At 62.5% G+C, this 21,604-nt stretch carries 16 protein-coding genes; 5 read left to right on the top strand and 11 right to left on the bottom strand.

Going from position 1 to position 21,604, the window contains the following annotated elements; genetic code table 11:
* The first annotated feature begins 76 nt into the window (after positions 1–76).
* From eutB to fabV, 3 genes are all read left to right on the top strand, one after another.
* A complete protein-coding gene (gene eutB, locus ACPPVP_RS00315) occupies positions 77–2,437 on the top strand; it encodes an ethanolamine ammonia-lyase subunit EutB (protein WP_426530209.1) in 2,361 nt (786 codons plus the stop codon).
* 128 nt (positions 2,438–2,565) lie between these two features.
* Positions 2,566–3,558: a 2-hydroxyacid dehydrogenase gene (locus tag ACPPVP_RS00310; protein WP_426530207.1), complete on the top strand. Its 993-nt coding sequence runs from the start codon at positions 2,566–2,568 to the stop codon at positions 3,556–3,558.
* Between the two features lie 335 nt (positions 3,559–3,893).
* The gene (fabV, locus tag ACPPVP_RS00305; RefSeq protein ID WP_426530205.1) at positions 3,894–5,063 is read left to right on the top strand and encodes an enoyl-ACP reductase FabV; all 1,170 of its coding nucleotides are present in this window, start codon (positions 3,894–3,896) and stop codon (positions 5,061–5,063) included.
* A gap of 155 nt (positions 5,064–5,218) precedes the next feature.
* Here the strand turns inward: fabV and ACPPVP_RS00300 are convergent, their stop codons facing one another.
* From ACPPVP_RS00300 to ACPPVP_RS00290, 3 genes are all read right to left on the bottom strand, one after another.
* Complete coding sequence (locus ACPPVP_RS00300) at positions 5,219–5,815, bottom strand: glutathione S-transferase family protein (protein ID WP_426530203.1); 597 nt, start codon at positions 5,813–5,815, stop codon at positions 5,219–5,221.
* Positions 5,816–5,848: 33 nt separating this feature from the next.
* Positions 5,849–6,682 carry a hypothetical protein gene (locus ACPPVP_RS00295; protein WP_426530201.1) on the bottom strand — a complete coding sequence of 278 codons (834 nt, stop codon included), beginning with the start codon at positions 6,680–6,682 and terminating at the stop codon, positions 5,849–5,851.
* Positions 6,683–6,762: 80 nt separating this feature from the next.
* Positions 6,763–7,218: a GNAT family N-acetyltransferase gene (locus tag ACPPVP_RS00290; RefSeq protein ID WP_426530199.1), complete on the bottom strand. Its 456-nt coding sequence runs from the start codon at positions 7,216–7,218 to the stop codon at positions 6,763–6,765.
* 172 nt (positions 7,219–7,390) lie between these two features.
* Between ACPPVP_RS00290 and ACPPVP_RS00285 the strand changes: the two genes are divergently transcribed.
* Positions 7,391–9,388 carry an autotransporter outer membrane beta-barrel domain-containing protein gene (locus tag ACPPVP_RS00285; protein ID WP_426538366.1) on the top strand — a complete coding sequence of 666 codons (1,998 nt, stop codon included), beginning with the start codon at positions 7,391–7,393 and terminating at the stop codon, positions 9,386–9,388.
* A 39-nt stretch (positions 9,389–9,427) separates the two neighbouring features.
* On the opposite strand, the gene ACPPVP_RS00280 is transcribed toward ACPPVP_RS00285, so the two are convergent.
* Positions 9,428–10,354: a LysR substrate-binding domain-containing protein gene (locus tag ACPPVP_RS00280; protein ID WP_426530197.1), complete on the bottom strand. Its 927-nt coding sequence runs from the start codon at positions 10,352–10,354 to the stop codon at positions 9,428–9,430.
* A 100-nt stretch (positions 10,355–10,454) separates the two neighbouring features.
* Between ACPPVP_RS00280 and katG the strand changes: the two genes are divergently transcribed.
* Complete coding sequence (gene katG, locus ACPPVP_RS00275; RefSeq protein WP_426530195.1) at positions 10,455–12,602, top strand: catalase/peroxidase HPI; 2,148 nt, start codon at positions 10,455–10,457, stop codon at positions 12,600–12,602.
* Positions 12,603–12,686: 84 nt separating this feature from the next.
* Here katG and ACPPVP_RS00270 read toward each other — a convergent pair whose 3' ends face one another.
* The 7 genes from ACPPVP_RS00270 to ACPPVP_RS00240 form a co-directional block, all read right to left on the bottom strand.
* Positions 12,687–13,436 carry a superoxide dismutase gene (locus ACPPVP_RS00270; protein WP_426530193.1) on the bottom strand — a complete coding sequence of 250 codons (750 nt, stop codon included), beginning with the start codon at positions 13,434–13,436 and terminating at the stop codon, positions 12,687–12,689.
* Positions 13,437–13,662: 226 nt separating this feature from the next.
* Positions 13,663–15,819 carry a polyribonucleotide nucleotidyltransferase gene (pnp, locus tag ACPPVP_RS00265; protein ID WP_426530191.1) on the bottom strand — a complete coding sequence of 719 codons (2,157 nt, stop codon included), beginning with the start codon at positions 15,817–15,819 and terminating at the stop codon, positions 13,663–13,665.
* A gap of 317 nt (positions 15,820–16,136) precedes the next feature.
* Positions 16,137–16,406, bottom strand: coding sequence for a 30S ribosomal protein S15 (gene rpsO / locus ACPPVP_RS00260; RefSeq protein WP_426530189.1), 270 nt, complete (start codon positions 16,404–16,406; stop codon positions 16,137–16,139).
* A 2-nt stretch (positions 16,407–16,408) separates the two neighbouring features.
* Positions 16,409–17,587 carry a tRNA pseudouridine(55) synthase TruB gene (gene truB, locus ACPPVP_RS00255; RefSeq protein ID WP_426530187.1) on the bottom strand — a complete coding sequence of 393 codons (1,179 nt, stop codon included), beginning with the start codon at positions 17,585–17,587 and terminating at the stop codon, positions 16,409–16,411.
* On the bottom strand, positions 17,584–18,000 hold the full coding sequence (gene rbfA, locus ACPPVP_RS00250; RefSeq protein WP_426530185.1) for a 30S ribosome-binding factor RbfA: 417 nt from the start codon (positions 17,998–18,000) through the stop codon (positions 17,584–17,586). The genes truB and rbfA overlap by 4 nt, the downstream gene beginning before the upstream one ends.
* Positions 18,001–18,183: 183 nt before the next feature.
* Positions 18,184–20,838: a translation initiation factor IF-2 gene (gene infB / locus ACPPVP_RS00245; protein WP_426530183.1), complete on the bottom strand. Its 2,655-nt coding sequence runs from the start codon at positions 20,836–20,838 to the stop codon at positions 18,184–18,186.
* Between the two features lie 69 nt (positions 20,839–20,907).
* Positions 20,908–21,591 (bottom strand): RNA-binding protein, encoded by a 684-nt coding sequence (locus ACPPVP_RS00240; RefSeq protein WP_426530181.1) that lies wholly within the window; start codon positions 21,589–21,591, stop codon positions 20,908–20,910.
* Positions 21,592–21,604 lie beyond the last annotated feature (13 nt).

The following is a 21,604-nucleotide window of genomic DNA, read 5'->3' as shown; positions in this document are numbered from 1 at the left end:
CCCGTCTTCGTTGATTCCGGCCGGCCGTCACTCCCGACGGGCGTGTGGCGGCGGTCTCCAGCAGGGTGGAGATAACATGCGCAGCCACACACCGTCCGAAGGACTAGAGAGTCTCTCGAGAAGAGATGTCATCGCGATGATGGGCGCCGCGTCCGGCGTCATCGCGGCAGGCTACAGCACCGTCGCGAAGGCGGCGGTAGCGGACAGAAGCGCCATTGGTGTCGATGAGGTAAAGCCAAGCGAGGACGTCTTCGCCTATGTCAGCCGGGTGAAGGGCAACTTCGATCAGTCCGTCTACCAGCAGGTCATCGGCGCCGCGAATGACTTCAAGGAGGGAGACGAGGCGATCGGCGTCGTCGCCAAGGGCGAGGCTTCTCGCAAGAATGCACGCTCCCTGCTGGCGAACACCAGGATCCGCGATCTCCATGAGCATCCGCTTCATGTGGACGATCTGCAAAAGCTGATCTGGCAGACCACAGACAAGGACCAGTACGCGAAGGTTCAGGACTGGACCATGGGCCGGTTGAAGCAGTTTCTCCTGACCGGATCAGAGGACCAGATCAAGGGCGTCATGAACGGCCTAACGAGCGACGCGATCGGCTGCGTCCCCAAGCTGATGAGCAACGAGGAACTCATCGTCGTCGGTCAGAAATTGTTCAACGTCCTTCCTGGCACGCAGATCGGCGCCAAGGGATATATGGGTGCCCGCATCCAACCCAACTCCCCGACGGATCATCCAGAAGACGTTACCTGGCAGGTCTTTGACGCTTTCGCCTATGCGACCGGCGACATCGTCATCGGTACAAATCCGGTCGACAGCACGGTGAGCAGCGTCGTCGCCGTGGAACGCGCTCTCAAGGACGTCGTCGATGCATTCGGCCTGCAGGATGTCATCCCGTGGTGCGTGCTCGCCCATATCGACGTCCAGGCGGCCGTCGCCGAGAGTTACCCTGGCACAGTCGCTACGGTGTTCCAGAGCCTTGCGGGAACCGATGACTGCAACAAGACCTTCGACATCACCGTTGAGAAGATCCTGAACTACGCGAAGTCCAAGACCGGCCAGCGATACGGGCTCTATTTTGAAACTGGGCAAGGATCCGAGTTTACCAATGGTGCCGCGAACGGCGTCGACATGATGATCCTCGAATCCCGGAAGTATGGCTTCAGCCGGGCAGTTGGACAGGTGCTCGCCAAGGTGCAGCCACGCGGCGCCTGGCTCCACGTCAACGATGTCGCTGGATTCATCGGGCCCGAAGTGTTCAAAAGCCGCGAGCAGCTGGTTCGATGCTGTCTCGAAGATATCGTCATGGGGAAGCTGCACGGCCTGACCATCGGCCTGGACGTATGCTCGACACTGCACATGGCGGTGACCCTGGAAGACCTGGACTGGTGCCAGGATCAAATCATGCCCGCGACCCCGGTCTATCTCATCGCCCTGCCCACCAAGAACGATCCGATGCTGGGCTATCTCACAACGTCGTTCCAGGACCACGTACGGCTGCGGAAGAAGTTCGGGTTCAAGGTCAACGACGCGATGTGGGACTTCTACAAGCGGATCGAGATTGTCGACGACGCCAACAATTACACCAAGAACTATGGCGATCCTGTCTGGGTCTACTATCAGTACCGGCTGGCCAAGGGCGACACGAGACCGAAGGAGGCCGTGTACGCGGAAGGCCGGCGCATGATGACCGAAGTCGAGCAAAGAGGTGTCGACCTCGCGACGGGGCACGGCCGGGAGATCTGGGACCTGAACCCGGCGCTCGCCGCCAAGGTCAACAGTCTCTACGATGACGCGAAGAAATCACTCTGGACCGAGCTGACGCCCGGATTCATCAATACCGTTCCGAATGTCCTGCCGGTTCGGACCAAGTCCAAGGACAGGAACGACTACATCGCTCATCCGCCGACCGGCGAAATACTGGATGCAGAGTCACTTGCTGCGATTTTGAAGCTCCGGGATTCGTGGGGCGCAAATCTTCCGAAAGCCCAGATCGTCATCTCGGATGGATTGAACGCCAACGCGATTATGGACAAAGGGCACTTGGAGCCGTTCCTCGCGGAAATGCGCCGGTTGCTTCGCGAGGCCGGCGTCTCCGTCGCTGAAAACAACATCCTGGTGACCAGCGGACGGGTGCGCATCGGCTACCGGATCGGCGAGACACTCTTCGAGCGCGCTGATCCCAATAGTTTCAGAGGCGTTCTCCACATCATCGGCGAACGGCCTGGAACGATGCATCACGCATATTCGGTCTACATAACGGTGGCGCAGGGCAACGTCTGGGCGCAAAGGAAGATCGATCACGACATTACAAAGCTCGTGAGCAATGTCGCAGATACCGCCTTGCCGCCAGAGGAAGCCGCCAGAGAAACCTTAACGATCATTCGTGAGATCGTCGGAAAGAGTGTGAGCGGCAGCCGGCGACACGGGACCTGAAAAGGAAGCACGCTGGATTAAAAGTCGTGCAGGCTGCTTCAGCTGCCCCGACATCGTCGGATGATGCCTGTTGGCAGCGTTCTCAGGTCATCTATCCGTCGACGTGCATTTTCAGACAGGAGGTTGACATGCGGATCGCAGTCTTTGGAGCAAAGAATTACGAACGCAGACTGCTCGATGAGCTTAATGCTCGTCACAAACTTGAGATCGTGTATTTTGAGCCGCTGCTTGGTCCCGACACGGCAGTATTGGCCGCAGGGTCGCCGGCGGTCGCCGTCTTCGTGAACGACCAAGTCGATGCCGGCGTAATCAAGCAGCTCGCTGCTGGTGGCACCAAGCTTGTGACAACCCGCTCGACCGGCCACAATCAGATAGACCTCGCGGCCGCAAAGAAGAGTGGCATCAAAGTTACGCGGGTTGCCAATTATTCTCCCAATTCGGTGGCCGAGCACGCGGTGGCGCTCCTTCTTGCGCTCAACCGCAAAATTCCCCGGGCCTATAACCGGACGCGCGAGGGCAATTTCGAGCTCGACGGCCTCATGGGTTTCGACCTCGTCAACCGGACAGTGGCCGTGCTTGGAACTGGGAAGATCGGCACCATCTTTGGTCGGATCATGAATGGGTTCGGTTGCAAGGTGCTGGGCTATGATATTCACCGCTCGCCCGAATTCGAGAAGTTTGGCCGCTATGCCGGGGTAGAGGAAATTCAGGCAGATGCGGACGTCATCTCCCTCCATGCTCCGCTCACTCCGCAAACCAAGCATGTCGTCAATGCCAGGACGCTCGCCAAAGTGAAGAAAGGTGCACTCTTGATAAATACGAGTCGCGGCGGCCTGGTCGATACCGAGGCGGCGATTGAGGCACTTAAATCCGGTCAGCTCGGCGGGATGGCGATCGACGTTTACGAGCACGAAGCCAGTCTCTTCTTCAGGGACTTGTCGACCTCAATCATTGTAGATGATGTGATCCAGCGCCTCGTTTCGTTCCCGAACGTAATCCTCACGGCCCATCAGGCCTTCTTCACGCGCGAAGCGCTGGAAGAGATTATGAACACGACGCTTGCCAACGTCTCGGACTTTGCTGCCGGCCGGCCGCTAAAGAACGAAGTCAAGGAGGCATGACTCGCGCTGGCGCCCCTTGATCGGAAGTTCCCCAGGCTTGCCCAGCAACCGATCTAACGGGAAGTCCCAGAGCCCTTCAAGCTGTGATAGGGCCCGATAAAGTACGGCAGGATCGGATCCTGAGGCGCTGAGAATCCATTTCGCAGTTTTTGCTGGACCCACTTCGCGATTTCGCACTTATAGCTTGACAACTTTCGCCCGCCGAATTTGACAGAGCCGTGCAAATGACTGAAAAACCTTGCATAAGATTTCTCAGCTATTGTTTGACGGACTAACGGTGAGCGGGCAGGCGAGCAGCGCATGGCGAGTGTGAAACGATTTGAAACGGGGTGGGCATGATTATCGAACCGCGCGTGCGAGGCTTCATTTGCACGACGGCACATCCCGTCGGCTGCGCCACAAATGTCCGCGAGCAGATTGCTTATGTTCTCCGCCAGGGTGCTATTCCCGAGTGTCCGAAGCGCGTAGCCGTGGTGGGCTGCTCGACCGGTTACGGCCTCGCCAGCCGTATTGTCGCAACCTTTGCCGGCGGCGCGGACACCATCGGCGTGTCGATGGAGCGCGAGCCTTCCGCGACCAAGAGCGGTAGCGCCGGCTGGTACAACAACCGCGCCTTCGAGCTCGAGGCCGGGAAGATCGGCCGTACTGCCGTCACGCTGGAGGGCGATGGCTTCTCCAACGAGTTAAAGAAAACCTTCATCGAGCGCGTGCGCGAAAAGTTCGGACAGCTGGACATGCTGGTCTACAGCATGGCCGCGCCGGTACGGACCGATCCCGACACCGGCAAGACCTGGCGCTCGGCGATCAAGCCGCTCGGCGCCCCCGTCGACATCAAGACCCTCAACACCGAGACCGGCGAGGTCTTCGAGACGACCATCGCGCCGGCGAGCGAGGATGAAGCGACCGCCACGGTGGCGGTGATGGGCGGCGATGACTGGAAGCGCTGGATCGACCAGCTTGCGGACGCCGGTGTTCTGGCGCCGGGCTTCCGGACGCTGAACTACACCTATATCGGCAGCGAACTGACCTGGCCGATCTACTGGAATGGCACGCTGGGTCGCGCCAAAGTCGATCTCGACCGCAAGGCGGAAGCGATCCGTGGCCGGCTCGGCCAGGACGCCGCCCGCGTGGTGGCGCTGAAGGCCGTGGTCACCCAGGCAAGCTCGGCCATTCCGGTGGTGCCGCTCTATGGCACGGTGCTGTTCAAGGTGATGAAGAAGCTCGGGCTCCACGAAGGCTGCATCGAACAGATCGACCGTCTGTTCCGCACCCGCCTCGGCAAGGGCGTCGAACTTGACGAGGCGCAGCGCATTCGCGTCGACGACTGGGAGCTTTCGCCCGAGGTTCAGAAAGAGGTGCTGCGACGGTGGCCGCTGCTCTCCACGGAGACCCTCGGCGAACTGGCGGACCTTCCGGAGTACAAGAGCCAATTCCTTCGCCTGTTCGGCTTTGGCATCGACGGTGTCGACTACGCCCAGGACGTGGACCCGCGCGTCGTGACGTGAGCCGCTTGGGGCTCTGGTCTACTTTGCATGGGGTTGTTTTCGCGATTTTGTATCTGGGATCGCGTAGGGTGGGCAAAGGCGCAGCCGTGCCCACCATTTGTCATCAGGTTGCGATTGGAATGGTGGGCACGCTCCGCTTTGCCCACCCTACAGCTTTACCCCGCCGCAATCTTTTCCGCGCGCTGGAATGCCGGACGCGCCACACATCGCTCGATATAGGCGTCGAATGACGGCCGCGGCGGCACCATCTTGAACATCCGCACCGCAAAGTTCAGTCCTGAGCCGAGCATGATGTCGGCCGCGGAAAATTTCTCGCCGAGAATCCACGGACCTTTCTGCAGGGCGGCATCGAGCGCGTCGAAGGTCTGGTCGGCACTGCCCCACGCCGCCGTGCTCGCCGGCACCTCCAGCTTGGTGAAGAGCTGGATCAGCGCCGGCTCGATGCAGCTTGGCGAAAAGAGCAGCCACTGCAGATATTTCGCCCGCAGCGGATCGGTCACGGCCGGCGCCAGCCCGGTTTCCGGATAGCGATCCGCAATATAGGCGCAGATCGCAGCCGCCTCGCCGAGCGCGGCGTCGCCGTCCTTCAGCCCCGGCACCTTGCCCATCGGGTTGATCGCGAGATATTCCGGCGCCTTCTGCGCGCCAGTTGCAATATCGGTCAGCACGCGTTCGTAGGGCAGCCCGGCTTCTTCGAGCAACCAGATTGCGGAGATCGAGCGTGAGCGGGGCGACCAGTAGAGTTGGATCATTTGCGTATCTCCCATTCAGATCGTGCCGATGCTTCACTGCTGAAGGTAGACGGGAATCATACGGTCAAGTCGTGCCGAAACGAGGGCGCGCGTTCTTTCCTTGAGAGCGGTGCTGCTCGATGCCGACTCCGGAGGATTGGGATAGACCGACTCGTCGAGCTTGGTGAGCGGGTCTTCCGTCAGCCCGAGACCCGCCGCAAACGAGGCGCCAAAGGCGGCGAGTGACCGGCTGATTTTTTCATACGTCGCGCCGTCGTACATGCTGACCGCAACATTGGCGAACAGATGGTAATGTCTGGCGAACGATCCGATGCCCTGGCTGTATGCGCCGATGCCCTTGATCTCCAATTTGGTGCCCGGCACTACCCCGTTGTATTTCGTGATGACCAGATAACGTTCGCAGTTCGCGCTGGAAGTGATGTTCCGGACGATCGCCGGCAAGCCCTCGCTTGGATCGGGCAGGAACCTCGATTTCGGATTGTAGTAGGGTTCGAACGCTCCCTTGGGATAAGCGATCCGTCGCACGGACGGATCCGCGCCGGTCGCTGCGCGCACCCGTGCAAACGGCAGATCGTCCAGCCCCCATCCGTTCATCGCAGCTTCGCCTTCTTCGGTCTCGAATATCGTGAGGCCGAATTTCTGAACGGAGAATCGATCTCCGAGAGCGGAGATGACGCCAAGTCGGCAGGGACCGGTTTCCGCAACCGGCTGCTTGGCAGCGGCCTTGGCCTTGGGCGCCGCTTTCTTTATGACGGGCTTGGCGGGCGTCGCTACCGCCCGTGCGCTTGAGGTCGCTGGAGATTGGGCCCATCCGGCCGCCGTGAGGCATGACACGAGGATGGTGGCGGCAGCGAAGCTACGGAACATGGTTTGAAGAACGCAAGTTGATGGCACTGAACGCGCAAACTAGAGCGTGCAGGCGCCGTCCGCAAGCGGAGCGATGGCTTTCACGCGGATTTCCGCCATCGATAATATTTCATCACGCGGCCGCTGGTCGAGTCGACCTGTTCTTTCTCGAACGCAAAGCCTTCGCGCTCGTACCAGCGCCAGGCCTTTTCATTCTCGCGCACGCAGCGCAGCCAGATTTCATCCGGCAGATGTTGGCGCGTAAAAGCGAGCAACTGGCGCCCCAGGCTGTTGCCCTGATATTTCGGCGCCACAAACAACTGGTCGAGGTAGCAGTCGGACACATGCATCGCCAGCATCGCCGCCAGCACGCCGTTGTCGTCGGCGACGTAAAGGCTCCAGCCCTTTTCGATCTCCATCGGCACCCTTGCTCGCAATTTCGCGAGCAGGGAATCGCTGGCGTCTTCCAGCCCGGTCGAGACCCAGCTTTCCATCCAGACGCGGGCGACATCGTCGTATTCGTTAGCGCGGGCGGGGCGGATCACGGGCTGCGGCACGGCAATGCTTCCAGGCTCGGTTGCGACGGTCGGCGACGAGGCGAGCCGCCCCCCATGAACATGGGAGGACAACGACGCCACGCGCGGTGCACTTTCAGTCGTGACGGCCGTGTCTGCAATACCTCTGCGCGAGGTATCCGCGCCGCCATTTCTGCAGGTCTCACGGAGGAAGGTGGCGTTGTTGACGCGCTGGATTCGCTCGCATCTGCTGACAACGGCCGCCGGCGTGATCATGACGAGCGCAGGCGGACCGGCCTTCGCGCAATCCGCGATCTGGGATGCGGCGCTGTCCAATTCGCATTGGTATGTCCCGGTCCCCCAATTGCTGGCATATGCCGCGCCGGCAACCGGCTTTTCCAATCCCATTGCGATCGGCGATCAAACCTTGTGGTCGCTTGGAGCGGCGACCAACGGCGCCTTCACGGGGTTCAGCAGCGCGCAGCTCGCGATCGGACCGGCGTCGCAAACCGAGAACTCGACGATCCAGGGTTTTGTCGCGACGTCAGGGCAGATCACCATGGTGTTCACGCCGGTTGGCGGTGGCACGCCGACCGTCGGCCTCGGTCAGATGCGCCTGATCAATGGGGTGTGGCAGATGGAAATGCAGATGATCACGGGCCAGAACCTGTTGATCACGCATTGGGCCTATATGACGCCTTACAACCCTGCGACCTTCTCGCCGCCGGCCCCGCAACCAATCCTTGCGAACTCGGTGCCGGAATGGGCGTGGACGTCGGGCACGCGCTGGCGCATCGCCAGTCCCTCGATGTTCGGCACCGCGACACCGGGGCGATTCGTGGTGAGCGATTATCAAAACGGATATTTCTGGGGCAGCGGGGCGGCGCCCTCGGCAAGCCGTGCCGGAAACTTCACCCTGCTCGGCTCTCTCACCCCCGAAGGCAGGGTGCTTTTCAACACGCTTTCGCGCGGCAATCTTACGAGCCTCTATGGCAGCGCCAGCGGTGATGCGTCCGGCGCGCAGATGCTCGTCAGCACCTACGATCTGGCCGGCAACCCGACCGGAGGATTGGCGACCATCTCGCTGGTGCAGCCTTACGCCGAAGTGTTGGCGGGACAGGACAACCGCGCAGGCCTCGGTGCTGCTGTTGTGCTCGACCGGATGGCGTCAACGCCGCTTGGATTGACCGGCGCCATGGCGCCGACATTTGCGATCCTCGACAATCTCGATGCGCCGGCGCTTTTGAACGCCGTCAGCCAGACCTTGCCCGTCCTCACCGGCGCAGCGTCGCAGGCGACCTACGCCACGCAGCGCGCGCTGCAGCAGACCGTTATCGGCCGCCTCGACGACGCCTACGGCCTGCGTACCGCCGACGCCGCGGCAGAGCGAAACGTCTGGCTCAAGCCGCTTGGCGGGTTTGCAAGCCAGGGCGGCAATGACGGAGCGCCGGGCTATCGTGCGAGCGGCGGCGGCCTGGTGGCCGGCGTCGACGCGCCGGTGTCGTCGCTGATGGCGCTGGGCGGCCTGTTTTCTTACGCGCATCAGAACATCACGGGCAGCGATGAGATCGTGCCCAACCGGCTCGGACTGGATACCTATCAGCTCGGGCTCTATGGTGCCTACGCGCTGCGGCCCGGCACCGAAATCGATTTCCTGCTTAATGGCGGGATCAACCAGAACCGCGTCAACCGCTCGCTCTCGTTCGTGAACAGCACGGCCGTTGCGGATTATCTCAGCTACACCGGTCATGCCGGGGTTGCGGTCAAGCAGTTGATCCCGATACACACCGAGTTTTCGATTTTGCCCTCGCTGCGGCTCGATTACGCGCAGGTGCGTGCCGATCCCTACAGCGAAAGTGGCGCGGGCGGATTGAACCTCAAGGTCGATTCGCAGCACTATCGCGAATTGATGCTGAGCGCGGGCGTGAAGGGCGCCTACCGGATCGCCGACCGCCTTTGGCTCACCGCCGACGGCGCGGCCGGCTACAATTTTCTCAATGGCCGGGTGCAGATATCAGCGGCGTTTGCGGCCGGCGGCGACAGTTTCGTCACCAGGGCTTTCAGCCAGTCGCCCTGGCTCTATTCGGCGGGCGTCGGGTTGAACGCGAAGCAGGCGGACAATCTGGACCTCAGCATGCGCTACGGCCTGCAAACCAGTCCTTCCGGCTTTCTGAGCCAAACGGGATCGTTCACGCTCCGGATAAAACTTTAGTGACTCGCGCCGCGTGCACCCGATATCAGGCCCGTAATTTCATTTCCGCGATGGCGGTTTCGCCTTGCGCTGTTCGCGCAGCGCGTCGGCTGCGAGACAAACCACTTCGGAGATTTGCTGAAGCTGCCCGGCCAGCGGACTGGTCTTGCGCCAGACCATGCCGATGGTTCGCGATGGCTGCGGATTTTTGAAGCGCGAGACAGAGACAGTTGCCGAGCGGGTTTCCACCGCGACCGCCATTTCGGGAATCAGGGTGACTCCGATGCCGGCGCCGACCATTTGCACGAGCGTCGACAGCGAGCTTGCGTCCAGCACTTCCCGTGGCGGCGACTGCATGTTGCAGAACGACAGCGCCTGGTCGCGAAAACAATGTCCCTCTTCGAGCAGCAATAGGCGCATCTCGCGCAATGTCTCGTGGCTCGGCACCGGCGTGCCCTCATCCACGCCAGGGCGCACCAGCAGGAAGTTTTCTGAAAAGCACACCACTTCAGTCAGCGAAGGCTCGGATACCGGAAGGGCCACGATCGCCGTATCCAGCCGGCCTTCGACGACCTCCTTGATCAGTTTTGGCGTCAGCGTCTCGCGGACGTGAATGTCGAGCTCCGGATGCATGCGCGCGAGGTTCTCGATCACCTTCGGCAGCAGATAGGGCGCAATGGTCGGGATCATGCCGATGCGTAACCGGCCCGCGAGCCGGTCGCGCGAGGCGCGCGCGAAGTCGCCGAGTTCGTCGACCGAGCGCAGGATCTCGCGGACACGCTGGACGATCTCTTCGCCAAATTTCGTTAGCGTGACCTGTCGCGCGCTGCGCTCCAGCAGCACGCCGCCGAGCGTTTCCTCCATTTCCTTGATCTGCATCGACAGCGCCGGCTGCGAGATCGAACACGCCTCCGCCGCCCGTCCGAAATGGCCGTGACGTGCCAGCGCATCGAAGTAGCGGAGCTGCCTGAGCGTCATCTGGATCATCAGGGTATCTTATCGGTTCGATCATTAAAATCAACTTTACCTGATGGAGGGCGATGCTTAGATTGCCTCCAATCTGAATAGCTACCAGCAGGAGACGACCATGGATGATCAAACCAAATGCCCGTTCACGGGCTCGCGCGGACGCGGGAATCGCGACTGGTGGCCGGATGCGCTGGACGTCTCGGTTCTCCACCGTAATTCCACCTTGTCCGATCCGATGGGCGAGGCGTTCGACTACGCCAAGGAATTCAAGACGCTCGATCTCAATGCCGTGATCAAGGATCTGACCGCGTTGATGACGGAGTCGCAGGAATGGTGGCCGGCCGATTTCGGTCACTATGGCGGTCTGATGATCCGCATGGCGTGGCACAGCGCGGGCACCTACCGCATCACGGACGGCCGCGGCGGCGCCGGCGCCGGTCAGCAGCGTTTTGCGCCGCTGAACAGCTGGCCTGACAACGCCAACCTCGACAAGGCACGCCGGCTGCTGTGGCCGATCAAGCAGAAATACGGCCGCAAGCTCTCGTGGGCCGACCTGATGGTTCTCGCCGGCAACGTTGCCCTCGAATCGATGGGCTTCAAGACCTTCGGCTTCGCCGGTGGCCGTGTCGACGTCTGGGAGCCGGAAGAGCTATTCTGGGGTCCCGAAGGCACGTGGCTCGGCGACGAACGCTACAGCGGCGAACGCCAGCTTGCGGAGCCGCTTGGCGCCGTGCAGATGGGCCTCATTTACGTCAACCCGGAAGGGCCGAACGGCAATCCTGATCCGCTCGCGGCGGCGAAGGACATCCGTGAAACGTTCTTCCGCATGGCGATGAACGACGAAGAAACGGTTGCCCTGATTGCCGGCGGCCACTCCTTCGGCAAGACCCATGGCGCCGGCGATCCGTCGCTGGTCGGAGCGGACCCGGAAAGCGGTGCGCTGGAGGATCAGGGCCTCGGCTGGAAGAGCAAGTATGGCACCGGCATCGGCGCCGACACCATCACCGGCGGCCCGGAAGTCACCTGGACGCAGACGCCGACCAAGTGGAGCAATCTCTTCTTGGAGAATCTGTTTAAATTCGAATGGGAGCTGACCAAGAGCCCGGCCGGTGCGAAGCAGTGGAAGGCGAAGGGCGCGGAAGCATCGATCCCGGATGCCTACGACACGTCGAAGAAGCATGTGCCGACCATGCTGACCACCGACCTTTCGTTGCGCGTCGATCCGGCCTACGAGAAGATCTCGCGGCGCTTCCTGGACCATCCGGACCAGTTCGCCGATGCGTTCGCACGCGCATGGTTCAAGCTCACGCATCGCGACATGGGCCCGATCGCGCGCTACCTCGGCCCGCTGGTGCCGAAGGAAACGCTGATCTGGCAGGACCCGATCCCGGCAGTGGATCACCCGCTGATCGGCGAGGCGGATATCGCCGCGCTGAAAACGAAGATTCTCGGCTCGGGCCTGTCGGTGTCGCAGCTTGTTTCGACCGCCTGGGCGTCGGCGTCGACGTACCGCGGCTCCGACAAGCGCGGTGGCGCGAACGGCGCGCGCATTCGTCTCAGCCCGCAGAAGGACTGGGAGGTCAACCAGCCGGCCGAGCTCAAGACGGTCCTGCAGAAGCTCGAAGCGATTCAAAAGGAGTTCGGCAAGAAGGTTTCGCTGGCCGATCTGATCGTCCTCGGCGGCTCCGCGGCGGTGGAAAAAGCCGCCAAGGATGTCGGGCTCGACGTGAAGGTGCCCTTCACGCCGGGACGTATGGATGCGTTGCAGGATCAGACCGATGTGGAGTCCTTTGCCCCGCTCGAGCCTCGGGCCGATGGCTTCCGCAACTACGTCAACAGCAAGAAGCATCAGTACATGGCGCCGGAAGAGGCGTTGGTGGATCGGGCGCAATTGCTGCGGCTGACGGGGCCTCAGATGACGGCCCTCGTCGGTGGCTTGCGTGTGCTCGGCGCGAATGCCGGCAACTCCAAGCACGGCGTGTTCACCAGCAAGCCGGGCACGCTGACGAACGACTTCTTCGTCAACCTGCTTGATATGAGCACCGTCTGGCAGCCGGCGGCTGATGGGACCTACGAAGGCCGCGACCGCAAGACGAATGCGGTCAAGTGGACCGGCACCCGCGTCGACCTGATCTTCGGTTCGCACGCGCAGCTCCGCGCCTTCGCAGAGGTCTATGGAGCCGCCGATTCGAAGGAGAAGTTCGCCAAGGATTTCGTGGCGGCGTGGACCAAGGTGATGAACCACGATCGTTTCGACATCGCCTGATTCCATCAGGACGATCATCAATCGCTATAAAAGTAAGAAGGGCGGCCGCGAGGCCGCCCTTTCGTTTACCCGGTTAGACCACGTTCACACGCCGAGCGTGCCGGCCTTCGCCGCGGCATAACGCTCGGCGATCTTGGCCCAGTTCACCGTGTTCCACCACGCCTTGAGATAATCAGCGCGGCGGTTCTGGTAGTTCAGGTAATAAGCGTGCTCCCAGACGTCGTTGCCCATCAAGGCGCGCTTGCCATCCATCATCGGAGTGTCCTGGTTCGGGCGGGTCTCGATCGCGAGCTTGCCGTCCTTGCTGACGGTGACGAACACCCAGCCCGAGCCGAACTGGCGTCCGCCGGCGGCGTTGAACTCGTTCTGGAATTTTTCCATGCCGCCGAGGTCGCGATCAATGGCGGTCAGCACCTCGCCTTCCGGCTTGCCGCCGTCCGGGCCCATGATCTCCCAGAACATGGTGTGGTTGGCGTGGCCGCCGAGATTGTTGCGGACGGTGAATTTGATGCCGTCGTCCAGCGCATTCAGATTGCCGAGCACGTCCTCGATCTTCGCCGTTCCCAATTGCGGATTGGTCTTGGCGACATTGTTGAGGTTGGCGACATAGGCGGCGTGGTGCCGGTCGTGATGGATTTCCATCGTCTTGGCGTCGATATGCGGTTCGAACGCGTTGATCGGATAGGCGAGCGGCGGCAGCGTGAACGGGCCGGTTGCGGCGGCGGGCGCCGGGGCAGGAGCGGCCGCCTGTGCAAAGACCAGACGCGGGGCTGCAGCTATGGCTGCGATGCCGGTTGCCGCAAACATCAGATGGCGCCGGGACATGGATGACATCGACTTCTCCTTACCTGTAGATGAATTGGGTGAATATGTCTGGATGAACGCCGTAGGCCGCCGCGCGCCGCAAGCTACGGGCGAGGGGCTGGGTCGGGTTTGCTTTTTGCCCTCGTGAGCCTGCGACGTAATCGCACAGGTGATGCGATCTCGGCAATGTAGCTCAGGCGGGCAACAAAAAAGGGCGGCCGTTCGGCCGCCCCCTTGTTCACATTTTTGCGATGCCTTACTCGCCGGCCGCTTCGCGCGGCGCCGGGCCATCCGCCTTCTGCTTGGCCTCGAGGTCCTCGCCGGTCTCCTGATCGACCACCTTCATCGACAGCCGGGTCTTGCCGCGGTCGTCGAAGCCGAGCAGCTTGACCTTGACCTTGTCGCCTTCCTTGACGACGTCGGAGGTCTTCTGCACGCGCGCCGAAGCGAGCTGGCTGATGTGGACGAGGCCGTCCTTGGCGCCGAAGAAGTTCACGAACGCGCCGAACTCCATCACCTTGACCACGGTGCCCTCGTAGATCTGGCCGATCTCCGGATCGGAGGCGATCGACTTGATCCACTTGATCGCGGCCTTCATCGCCTCGCCGTCGTTGGAGGCGACCTTCACGGTACCGTCGTCCTCGATGTTGACCTTGGCGCCGGTCTTCTCGACGATCTCGCGGATCACCTTGCCGCCGGTGCCGATCACTTCACGGATCTTGTCGGTGGCGATCTTGAAGGTCTCGATGCGCGGCGCGTATTCGCCGAGCTCGGCGCGGGCGTTGGTCAGCGCCTTCGACATTTCGCCGAGGATGTGGATACGGCCATCCTTGGCCTGGCCGAGCGCGACCTTCATGATCTCCTCGGTGATGCCCTCGATCTTGATGTCCATCTGCAGCGAGGTGATGCCCTGGTCGGTACCGGCCACCTTGAAGTCCATGTCGCCGAGATGATCCTCGTCGCCGAGAATATCGGACAGAACCGCAAAGCGCGAACCTTCCAGAATCAGGCCCATCGCGATACCCGCGGTCGGCCGCTTCAACGGAACGCCCGCATCCATCAGCGCCAGCGAGGCGCCGCACACCGAGGCCATCGACGACGAGCCGTTGGATTCGGTGATCTCGGAGACCACGCGCACCGTGTAGGGGAATTCGTGGTGCGGCGGCAGGACCGGGTGGATCGCGCGCCAGGCGAGCTTGCCGTGGCCGATCTCGCGGCGCTTGGTGCCGCCGAGGCGTCCGGTTTCACCGACCGAGTAGGGAGGGAAGTTGTAGTGCAGCAGGAACGTCTCTTTGTACGTTCCCGACAGCGCGTCGATGTACTGCTCGTCCTCGCCGGTGCCGAGCGTGGTCACGACCATCGCCTGGGTTTCACCGCGGGTGAACAGCGCCGAACCATGGGCACGGGGCAGGACGCCGACTTCCGCGATGATGTTGCGGACAGTCTTGGCGTCGCGGCCGTCGATGCGCTTGCCGGTGTCGAGGATGTTCCAGCGAACGATCTTGGACTCGAGTTCCTTGAACACTGCGGCGATGCGCAGCTTGTTGTGCGGCGACTCCTGCCCTTCCGGGAAGTAGTGCGCCATCACCTTTTCCTTGGCCTTGCCGACCGCCGCATAGCGATCCTGCTTGACCGGGATGGCGTAGGCGGCGCGCAGGTCCTGCTCGATCAGGCCGAGCATTTCCTTCTCAAGTGCGCTTTCGTCGACGACTTTGACTTCGCGCGGCTCCTTGGCGGCCTTCTCGGCCAGTTCGATGATCGCCTTGATCACCGGCTGGAAGTGGCGGTGGCCGAACATCACGGCGCCGAGCATGATGTCCTCGTTGAGCTCTTTGGCTTCCGATTCCACCATCAGCACGGCGTCGGCGGTGCCGGCGACGACCAGGTCGAGCTGGGTCTCGAGCATTTCGTCCAGCGTCGGGTTGAGCACGTATTCGTCGTTGGCGAAGCCGACGCGGGCGGCGCCGATCGGGCCCTTGAAGGGGGCGCCGGAAATCGTCAGCGCTGCGGAGGCGGCGACCAGCGCCACGATATCGGGATCGTTCTCCATGTCATGCGACAGCACGGTGACGATGACCTGGGTTTCATTGCGCCAGCCGTCCACGAACAAGGGCCGGATCGGGCGGTCGATCAGGCGGGAGACCAGCGTCTCCTTTTCGGTCGGACGGCCCTCGCGCTTGAAGTAGCCGCCGGGAATGCGGCCCGCGGCGTAGGTCTTTTCCTGATAGTCGACGGTCAGCGGCAGGAAATCGACGCCTTCGCGCGGCGACTTCGCGGCGACGACGGTGGCGAGCACGACGGTCTCGCCATAGGTGGCGAGCACGGCGCCGTCGGCCTGACGGGCGATCTTGCCGGTTTCCAGCTTGAGGGGACGTCCACCCCAGTCGATCTCGACGGAATGCTTATTGAACATAGTGGTTTCTTTCATAGGTTCACGAGAGAGCGGGGCCCAAAAACACAAAGACCATGCGCAAGATTGCGGGACGCTGATCGCAATACGAGATCAGCGTCCGGCGATCCTGCCATGGTCTTCATATTCCGGATGGCGTCCATCCTCTCGGCAGTCACGGGCACCTTGCCCTGTCCAGCGGCCGGATTGCTGCTGGACGTTGTCGAGCATGATCCTTATCGGATGATGCTCTTGCGCATGATCGTCTCCGAAAATTCGGAGTCCGATTGTTCGGAAGATCATGCAAAAACGCGCGCATACAGCGCGCGTACTCTCTCAAATCAACGACGAATGTTATGCTTTTCAAGCAAGGCCTTGTAACGCGCCTCGTCCTTCCTCTTGATGTAGTCGAGAAGCGAGCGGCGCGTCTGCACGAGCTTCAGGAGGCCGCGGCGTGAATGATGGTCCTTCACGTGGGTCTTGAAGTGGCCCGTAAGATTGCTGATGCGTTCCGACAGGACCGCAACCTGAACCTCGGGCGAACCGGTGTCGCCGGCTTTGTTGGCATTCGTCTTGATGACTTCCGCTTTGCGTTCGGCGGTAATCGACATCGTCAAACTCTCTCATTGCTGCGACCGGGACTGGCAGTCAGCCCGGTCAGGTTGAACACGCGCTTGGGGATGAGTTCGCCATTGCCAATTTCGGCGAGGGCCAGAAGCCGGCCTGCCACCGTGACATAGACTGTGCCGCTACTATTGGGCGCATCCCGTCCGCGCAACAAAACGGCCTGGCCCCTGTGGAGCCTTGCCGCATCAGCCCGTGTGACGGCCAGTGCCGGGATGTCGTCCAGCGCGGTCTCAACGGGCAAAAGCGCGTCGGCGAGGCTTCCCTCGCCAGACGCGGCTCTATTGCATAAAGCCTCCAACTGTTCCAGCGGAATCATGTCCGCCTCGCGGAATGGGCCCACCAAGGTCCGCCGCAACGCGCAGATATGGCCGAAACAGCCCAGAATCCGGCCGATATCGCGGGCCAAAGCCCGGACATAGGTTCCCTTGCCGCACTCGGCCTCGAACACGGACTGGCCATTATCGGCATGTTCTACAAGGGTTAATTCGTGAATCTCGACCGGCCGGGGCTTCAATTCGACGGTTTCGCCGTCCCGTGCCAGGTCATAGGCGCGCTCGCCCTGGACCTTGATCGCGGAATATTGCGGCGGGATCTGCTCGATGAGGCCGGTGAACCGCGGAAGCAGGGCCCGGACGGCATCGGCCGACGGCCGGAGCTTGCTCGTTTGCGTTGCCCGGCCCTCGGTATCGTCGGTGTCGCGCTCCTCGCCCCAGGCGACCGTGAAGCGGTAGCGCTTGCGGCCGTCCATCACGAAGGGAACCGTCTTGGTAGCCTCGCCCAGCGCGATCGGCAGGCCGCCGGATGCCAAAGGATCGAGCGTGCCGGCATGGCCGGCGCGCTTGGCCTGGAACAGGCGCTTGAGCACGGCCACGGCATGCGTCGAAGTCATGCCGATCGGTTTGTCGAGAATCACCCAGCCGTGGACGTCGCGCTTGTCGCGACGCGGCTGGTTGTTCTGGCGCGGCTGCTTGGTGTGGCGCGGATCGTTGTTGCTGCGGCGCTGTTCTTCGCCGGCGCGACGTTCGTCGTCGCCAGCGCGGCGCTCGCCGTCGCCAGCGTGACCTGTATCGTCGCCGCGCGGCTCACCTGAAAAAATATTTTTTTCGGCGTCGCGGGAATCGGCAGCTTGCTGCGCGATCCCGCCGTTGGCGGTGGGGATATTCATGACTGGTCGTCCGAATCGGGTGCGAGGTCTCTTTGCACCGCAGGTGTTCTCAGTAATTTCTCGATCCGTTCCGCTTCATCGAATCGTTCGTCGACGCGAAAGCGAAGGTCAGGGGCAAATTTCAGGTTAACGCGGTGAGCGATTTCGCCGCGCAGGAATTTCTTATTGCGCGCGAGCGCCGCGAGCACGACTTCGGTATCGCGGCCGCCGAGCGGCATCACGTAAATCGTCGCAAGCTTCAGGTCAGGCGACATCCTCACCTCGGGAACGGTGATGATGTGACCTTCGAGGTCGGGGTCGTGCACGCTACCCTGCGACAGAATATCGGCAACGGCATGGCGCACGGTCTCGCCGACGCGCAATTGCCGTTGCGAGCCGCCGGGGGCGGAACCCTTGGTATGATGGCGAGGCATTGTCGGAAATCCCAATTGTCGTCATCACCCGCCTTGTGCGCAATTGCGCAACGAGGCGGGTGATCCAGCATTCCGTGCTCAAAGCAAATTTCGGTGACTACTGAATGCCCCGCCTTAGTGCGCCATTGCGCACAAGGCGGGGCATGACGGTTTCGTTCAAAATAGCCCTTGTAAGATTTGGACTTACAGAGAGCGCTGGATGGTCTCCACGCGGTAACACTCGATGACGTCGCCGGGACGCATGTCGCCGTAGTTCTCGAACGCCATGCCGCATTCCTGGCCGGACTGCACTTCCTTCACTTCGTCCTTGAAGCGCTTCAGGGTCGAGAGCTTGCCTTCGTGCACGACGACGTTGTCGCGGATCAGGCGCACATTGGCGCCGCGTTCCACGGTGCCGTCGGTGACGCGGCAACCGGCGACCTTGCCGACCTTGGAAATGTTGAACACTTCCAGAATCTGCGCATTGCCCAGCATGGTTTCGCGCAGTGTCGGCGCGAGCAGGCCGGACATCGCCTTTTTGATGTCGTCGACGAGATCGTAGATGATGTTGTAGTAGCGGATCTCGATGCCGTTGCGCTTGGCGGCGGCCGCGGCTTCCTTGTTGGCACGCACCGAGAAGCCGATGATTGCGGCGTTGAAACCTTCCGCCAGCGTGACGTCGGATTCCGAGATACCGCCGACGCCCGCGTGCAGGATGCGGGCGGCAACTTCCTCGGTGCCGAGCTTCTCCAGCGATCCCAAAATCGCTTCGAGCGAGCCCTGCACGTCGGCCTTCACGATCAGCGGGAACTCCTTGCGGCCCGCGGTCTTGAGTTGCGACATCATCTGCTCGAGCGAGCCGCGCATGCCGGAAATCGAGGCGGCGGCGTTCTCGCGCTTCTGATGGGCGCGATAGCTCGTGACCTGGCGGGCGCGGGCTTCGTTCTCGACCACCGCAAGGCGGTCGCCGGCTTCCGGCGGGCCGTTGAAGCCGAGCACTTCGACCGGCACCGAAGGTCCGGCCTCGTCGAGGTTCTCGCCCTGGTCCGAAATCAGCGCGCGGACGCGGCCCATTTCGGCGCCGGCCACGATGATGTCGCCGACCTTGAGCGTGCCGCGCTGAACCAGCACGGTGGCCACCGGACCGCGGCCGCGATCGAGCTTGGCTTCGATCACGGTACCTTCGGCAGGACGTTCCGAGTTGGTCTTGAGGTCGAGCAGTTCGGCCTGCAGCGCGATCATCTCGAGCAGCTTGTCGAGATTGGTCTTGTTCTTGGCGGAAACCTCGACGTCGACGACCTCACCGCCGAACGATTCGACCTGAACCTCGTGCTGCAGCAGTTCGGTGCGCACGCGTTCCGGCTTGGCGTCGGGCTTGTCGATCTTGTTGATCGCGACGATCATCGGCACCTTCGCCGCCTTGGCGTGGTTGATCGCCTCGATCGTCTGAGGCATGACGCCGTCATCGGCCGCCACCACCAGGATCACGATATCGGTGACCTTGGCGCCGCGGGCGCGCATCGCGGTGAACGCGGCGTGGCCGGGCGTATCGATGAAGGTGATCTTCTTGCCGCTTTCCGGCGAGGTGACCTGATAGGCGCCGATATGCTGGGTGATGCCGCCGGCTTCGCCCGACACCACGTTGGCGTGGCGGAGCGCGTCGAGCAGCGAGGTCTTGCCGTGGTCGACATGGCCCATCACGGTGACGACCGGCGAGCGCGGCTCGGTATCGGTGGAATCGTCGACGATGTCGAACAGGCCCTCTTCGACGTCGGACGCGGCGACGCGCTTGACGGAGTGGCCCAATTCCTCGGCGATCAGTTGCGCGGTGTCGGCATCGATCACGTCGGTGATCTTGTGCATCGCGCCCTGCTTCATCAGCATGCGGATGACGTCGACCGCGCGCTCCGACATGCGGTTGGCGAGCTCCTGGATCGTGATCGCTTCCGGGATCGTCACTTCGCGGATCAGCTTTTCCTTCGGTTCGTTGGAGGCGTGTCCCTTCAGGCGCTGGGTGCGGCGGCGGAACGAAGCGATCGAGCGCTCGCGTACGTCGTCGGCATTAAGCGCGGTGACCAGCGTCAGGCGGCCGCGCTCCTTTTGCGGGCCCGGCTTGTGGGTGGTTTTGGGCGGCACCGCGGGGCGCATGGCGCCGCCGGGGCCGCGGCGAACCTGGCGCGGACCTTCGTCTTCATCGGAAGCGTCGGCAGCAACGCCGGGCGCACGTGCAGGGGGCACGACTGCCGGACGGGCTCCGGTCGCCGGGCGGGCCGCGGCGGGCCGCGTTGCAGCGGGCGTCGTCGTCGCCGTTGCGGGCTTGGCCTCGGCCTCGCCAAATCGCTTCTTGGCCTCGACCTCGGCCTTGCGCTTGGCTTCCTCTTCGATCCGGTGGCGTTCTTCCTCGGCCTTGCGGCGGGCTTCGGCGGCCTCGCGTTCGGCCTGTTCGATGCCCTCACGGCTGGCGCGGCGCTTGGCTTCTTCTTCGGCCAGCCGCCGTTCCTCGACTTCGCGCACCTTGGCGTCGGCCAGCGCGCTGGCGCGGGCGGAGCGCTCGTCTTCGGTCAGCGTGCGCAGCACCACGCCCGAACCGCTGCGCGGTGCGGCCGGCGCTGCAGGGCGGGAAAGGGGGGCCTTTGCAACGGGCGCCGGCTTGGCGGCGACCGGCTCGGGCGCATGCGTTTCGGTCGCGGGCGCATCGCCTCCGACGCGGCGCTTGCCACGCTTCTCGACCACGACCTGCTTGGTCCGGCCATGGCTGAAGCTCTGGCGCACGGTGCCCGTCTCGACCCGCGGCTTCAGCGACAAGGTCTTGGTCGGAACACTCAGAGTCTTGTCGCCAGGCGATTTGGTATCAACCATTCAGCAGTCCTAATCTCGTTACGTGGTGCGTATCCGCACATTCATTGAAGCAAGGCTTCGGAATCTTCGTCAGTCAGAATTTCTGGCCGCATCCCCGGTCTTGTCGTCGTCGTCCATCCGGTATCGAACCAGGATCTGGCAGCGCGACAGGAACGTTTTGCTCGCCGGGCCCGCGAGCAGGGCAGCATGTATCACATTTGACCGCCCCAGTGCCAAATCCAATTGTGCCGAGGTTAAAGCGGTAACAATCGGTAAACCTCGCGATTCACCGATATTTCCGGTCCTTTGCCCGGCGATAGCGTCCAATTTGCGGATTCCGTCGGCCGCGCCGTCGGAGGCGTGAATCAGGGCTCCGGCCCTGCCCTGTTCGAGCAGGCCCTCGACCTTGGCAAAGCCGGAAACGACCTGACCGGCCTTGGCCGCCATGGCCAGCGCCTCGGTGCAGCTTCGTTCCAGCAGGGCCTCGGTATCGGCGGGAAGGGTCTCCGCGGCGCGAACGCTGCGCTTGAACCCTCTGCTAAATTGGTGACGCCGCACCGCTTCCGCAACGGTCCGGCGCGAGGCCTGGACCCACAGGCCACGGCCGGGCAGCTTGCGCTTCAAATCGGGGATGACGTCGCCCGACGGGGCGACCACGAACCGGATCAGTTCGTCGATCGGGCGTACCTCGCGGCTGACCGCGCACATCCGCATTGTCGCGGACCTGTCGGTCCGTGGCCCATGGTCGAGATCGGGGTCAGCCAAAGCGAGCATGCCTGTTGTGTAG

The sequence above is a fragment of the Bradyrhizobium sp. McL0615 genome (genome assembly GCF_049993905.1).
Classification (GTDB): Bacteria; Pseudomonadota; Alphaproteobacteria; order Rhizobiales; family Xanthobacteraceae; genus Bradyrhizobium.
The sequence above is the reverse complement of the archived record's forward strand: the minus strand, read 5'-3'. Positions and strand labels throughout refer to the sequence as shown.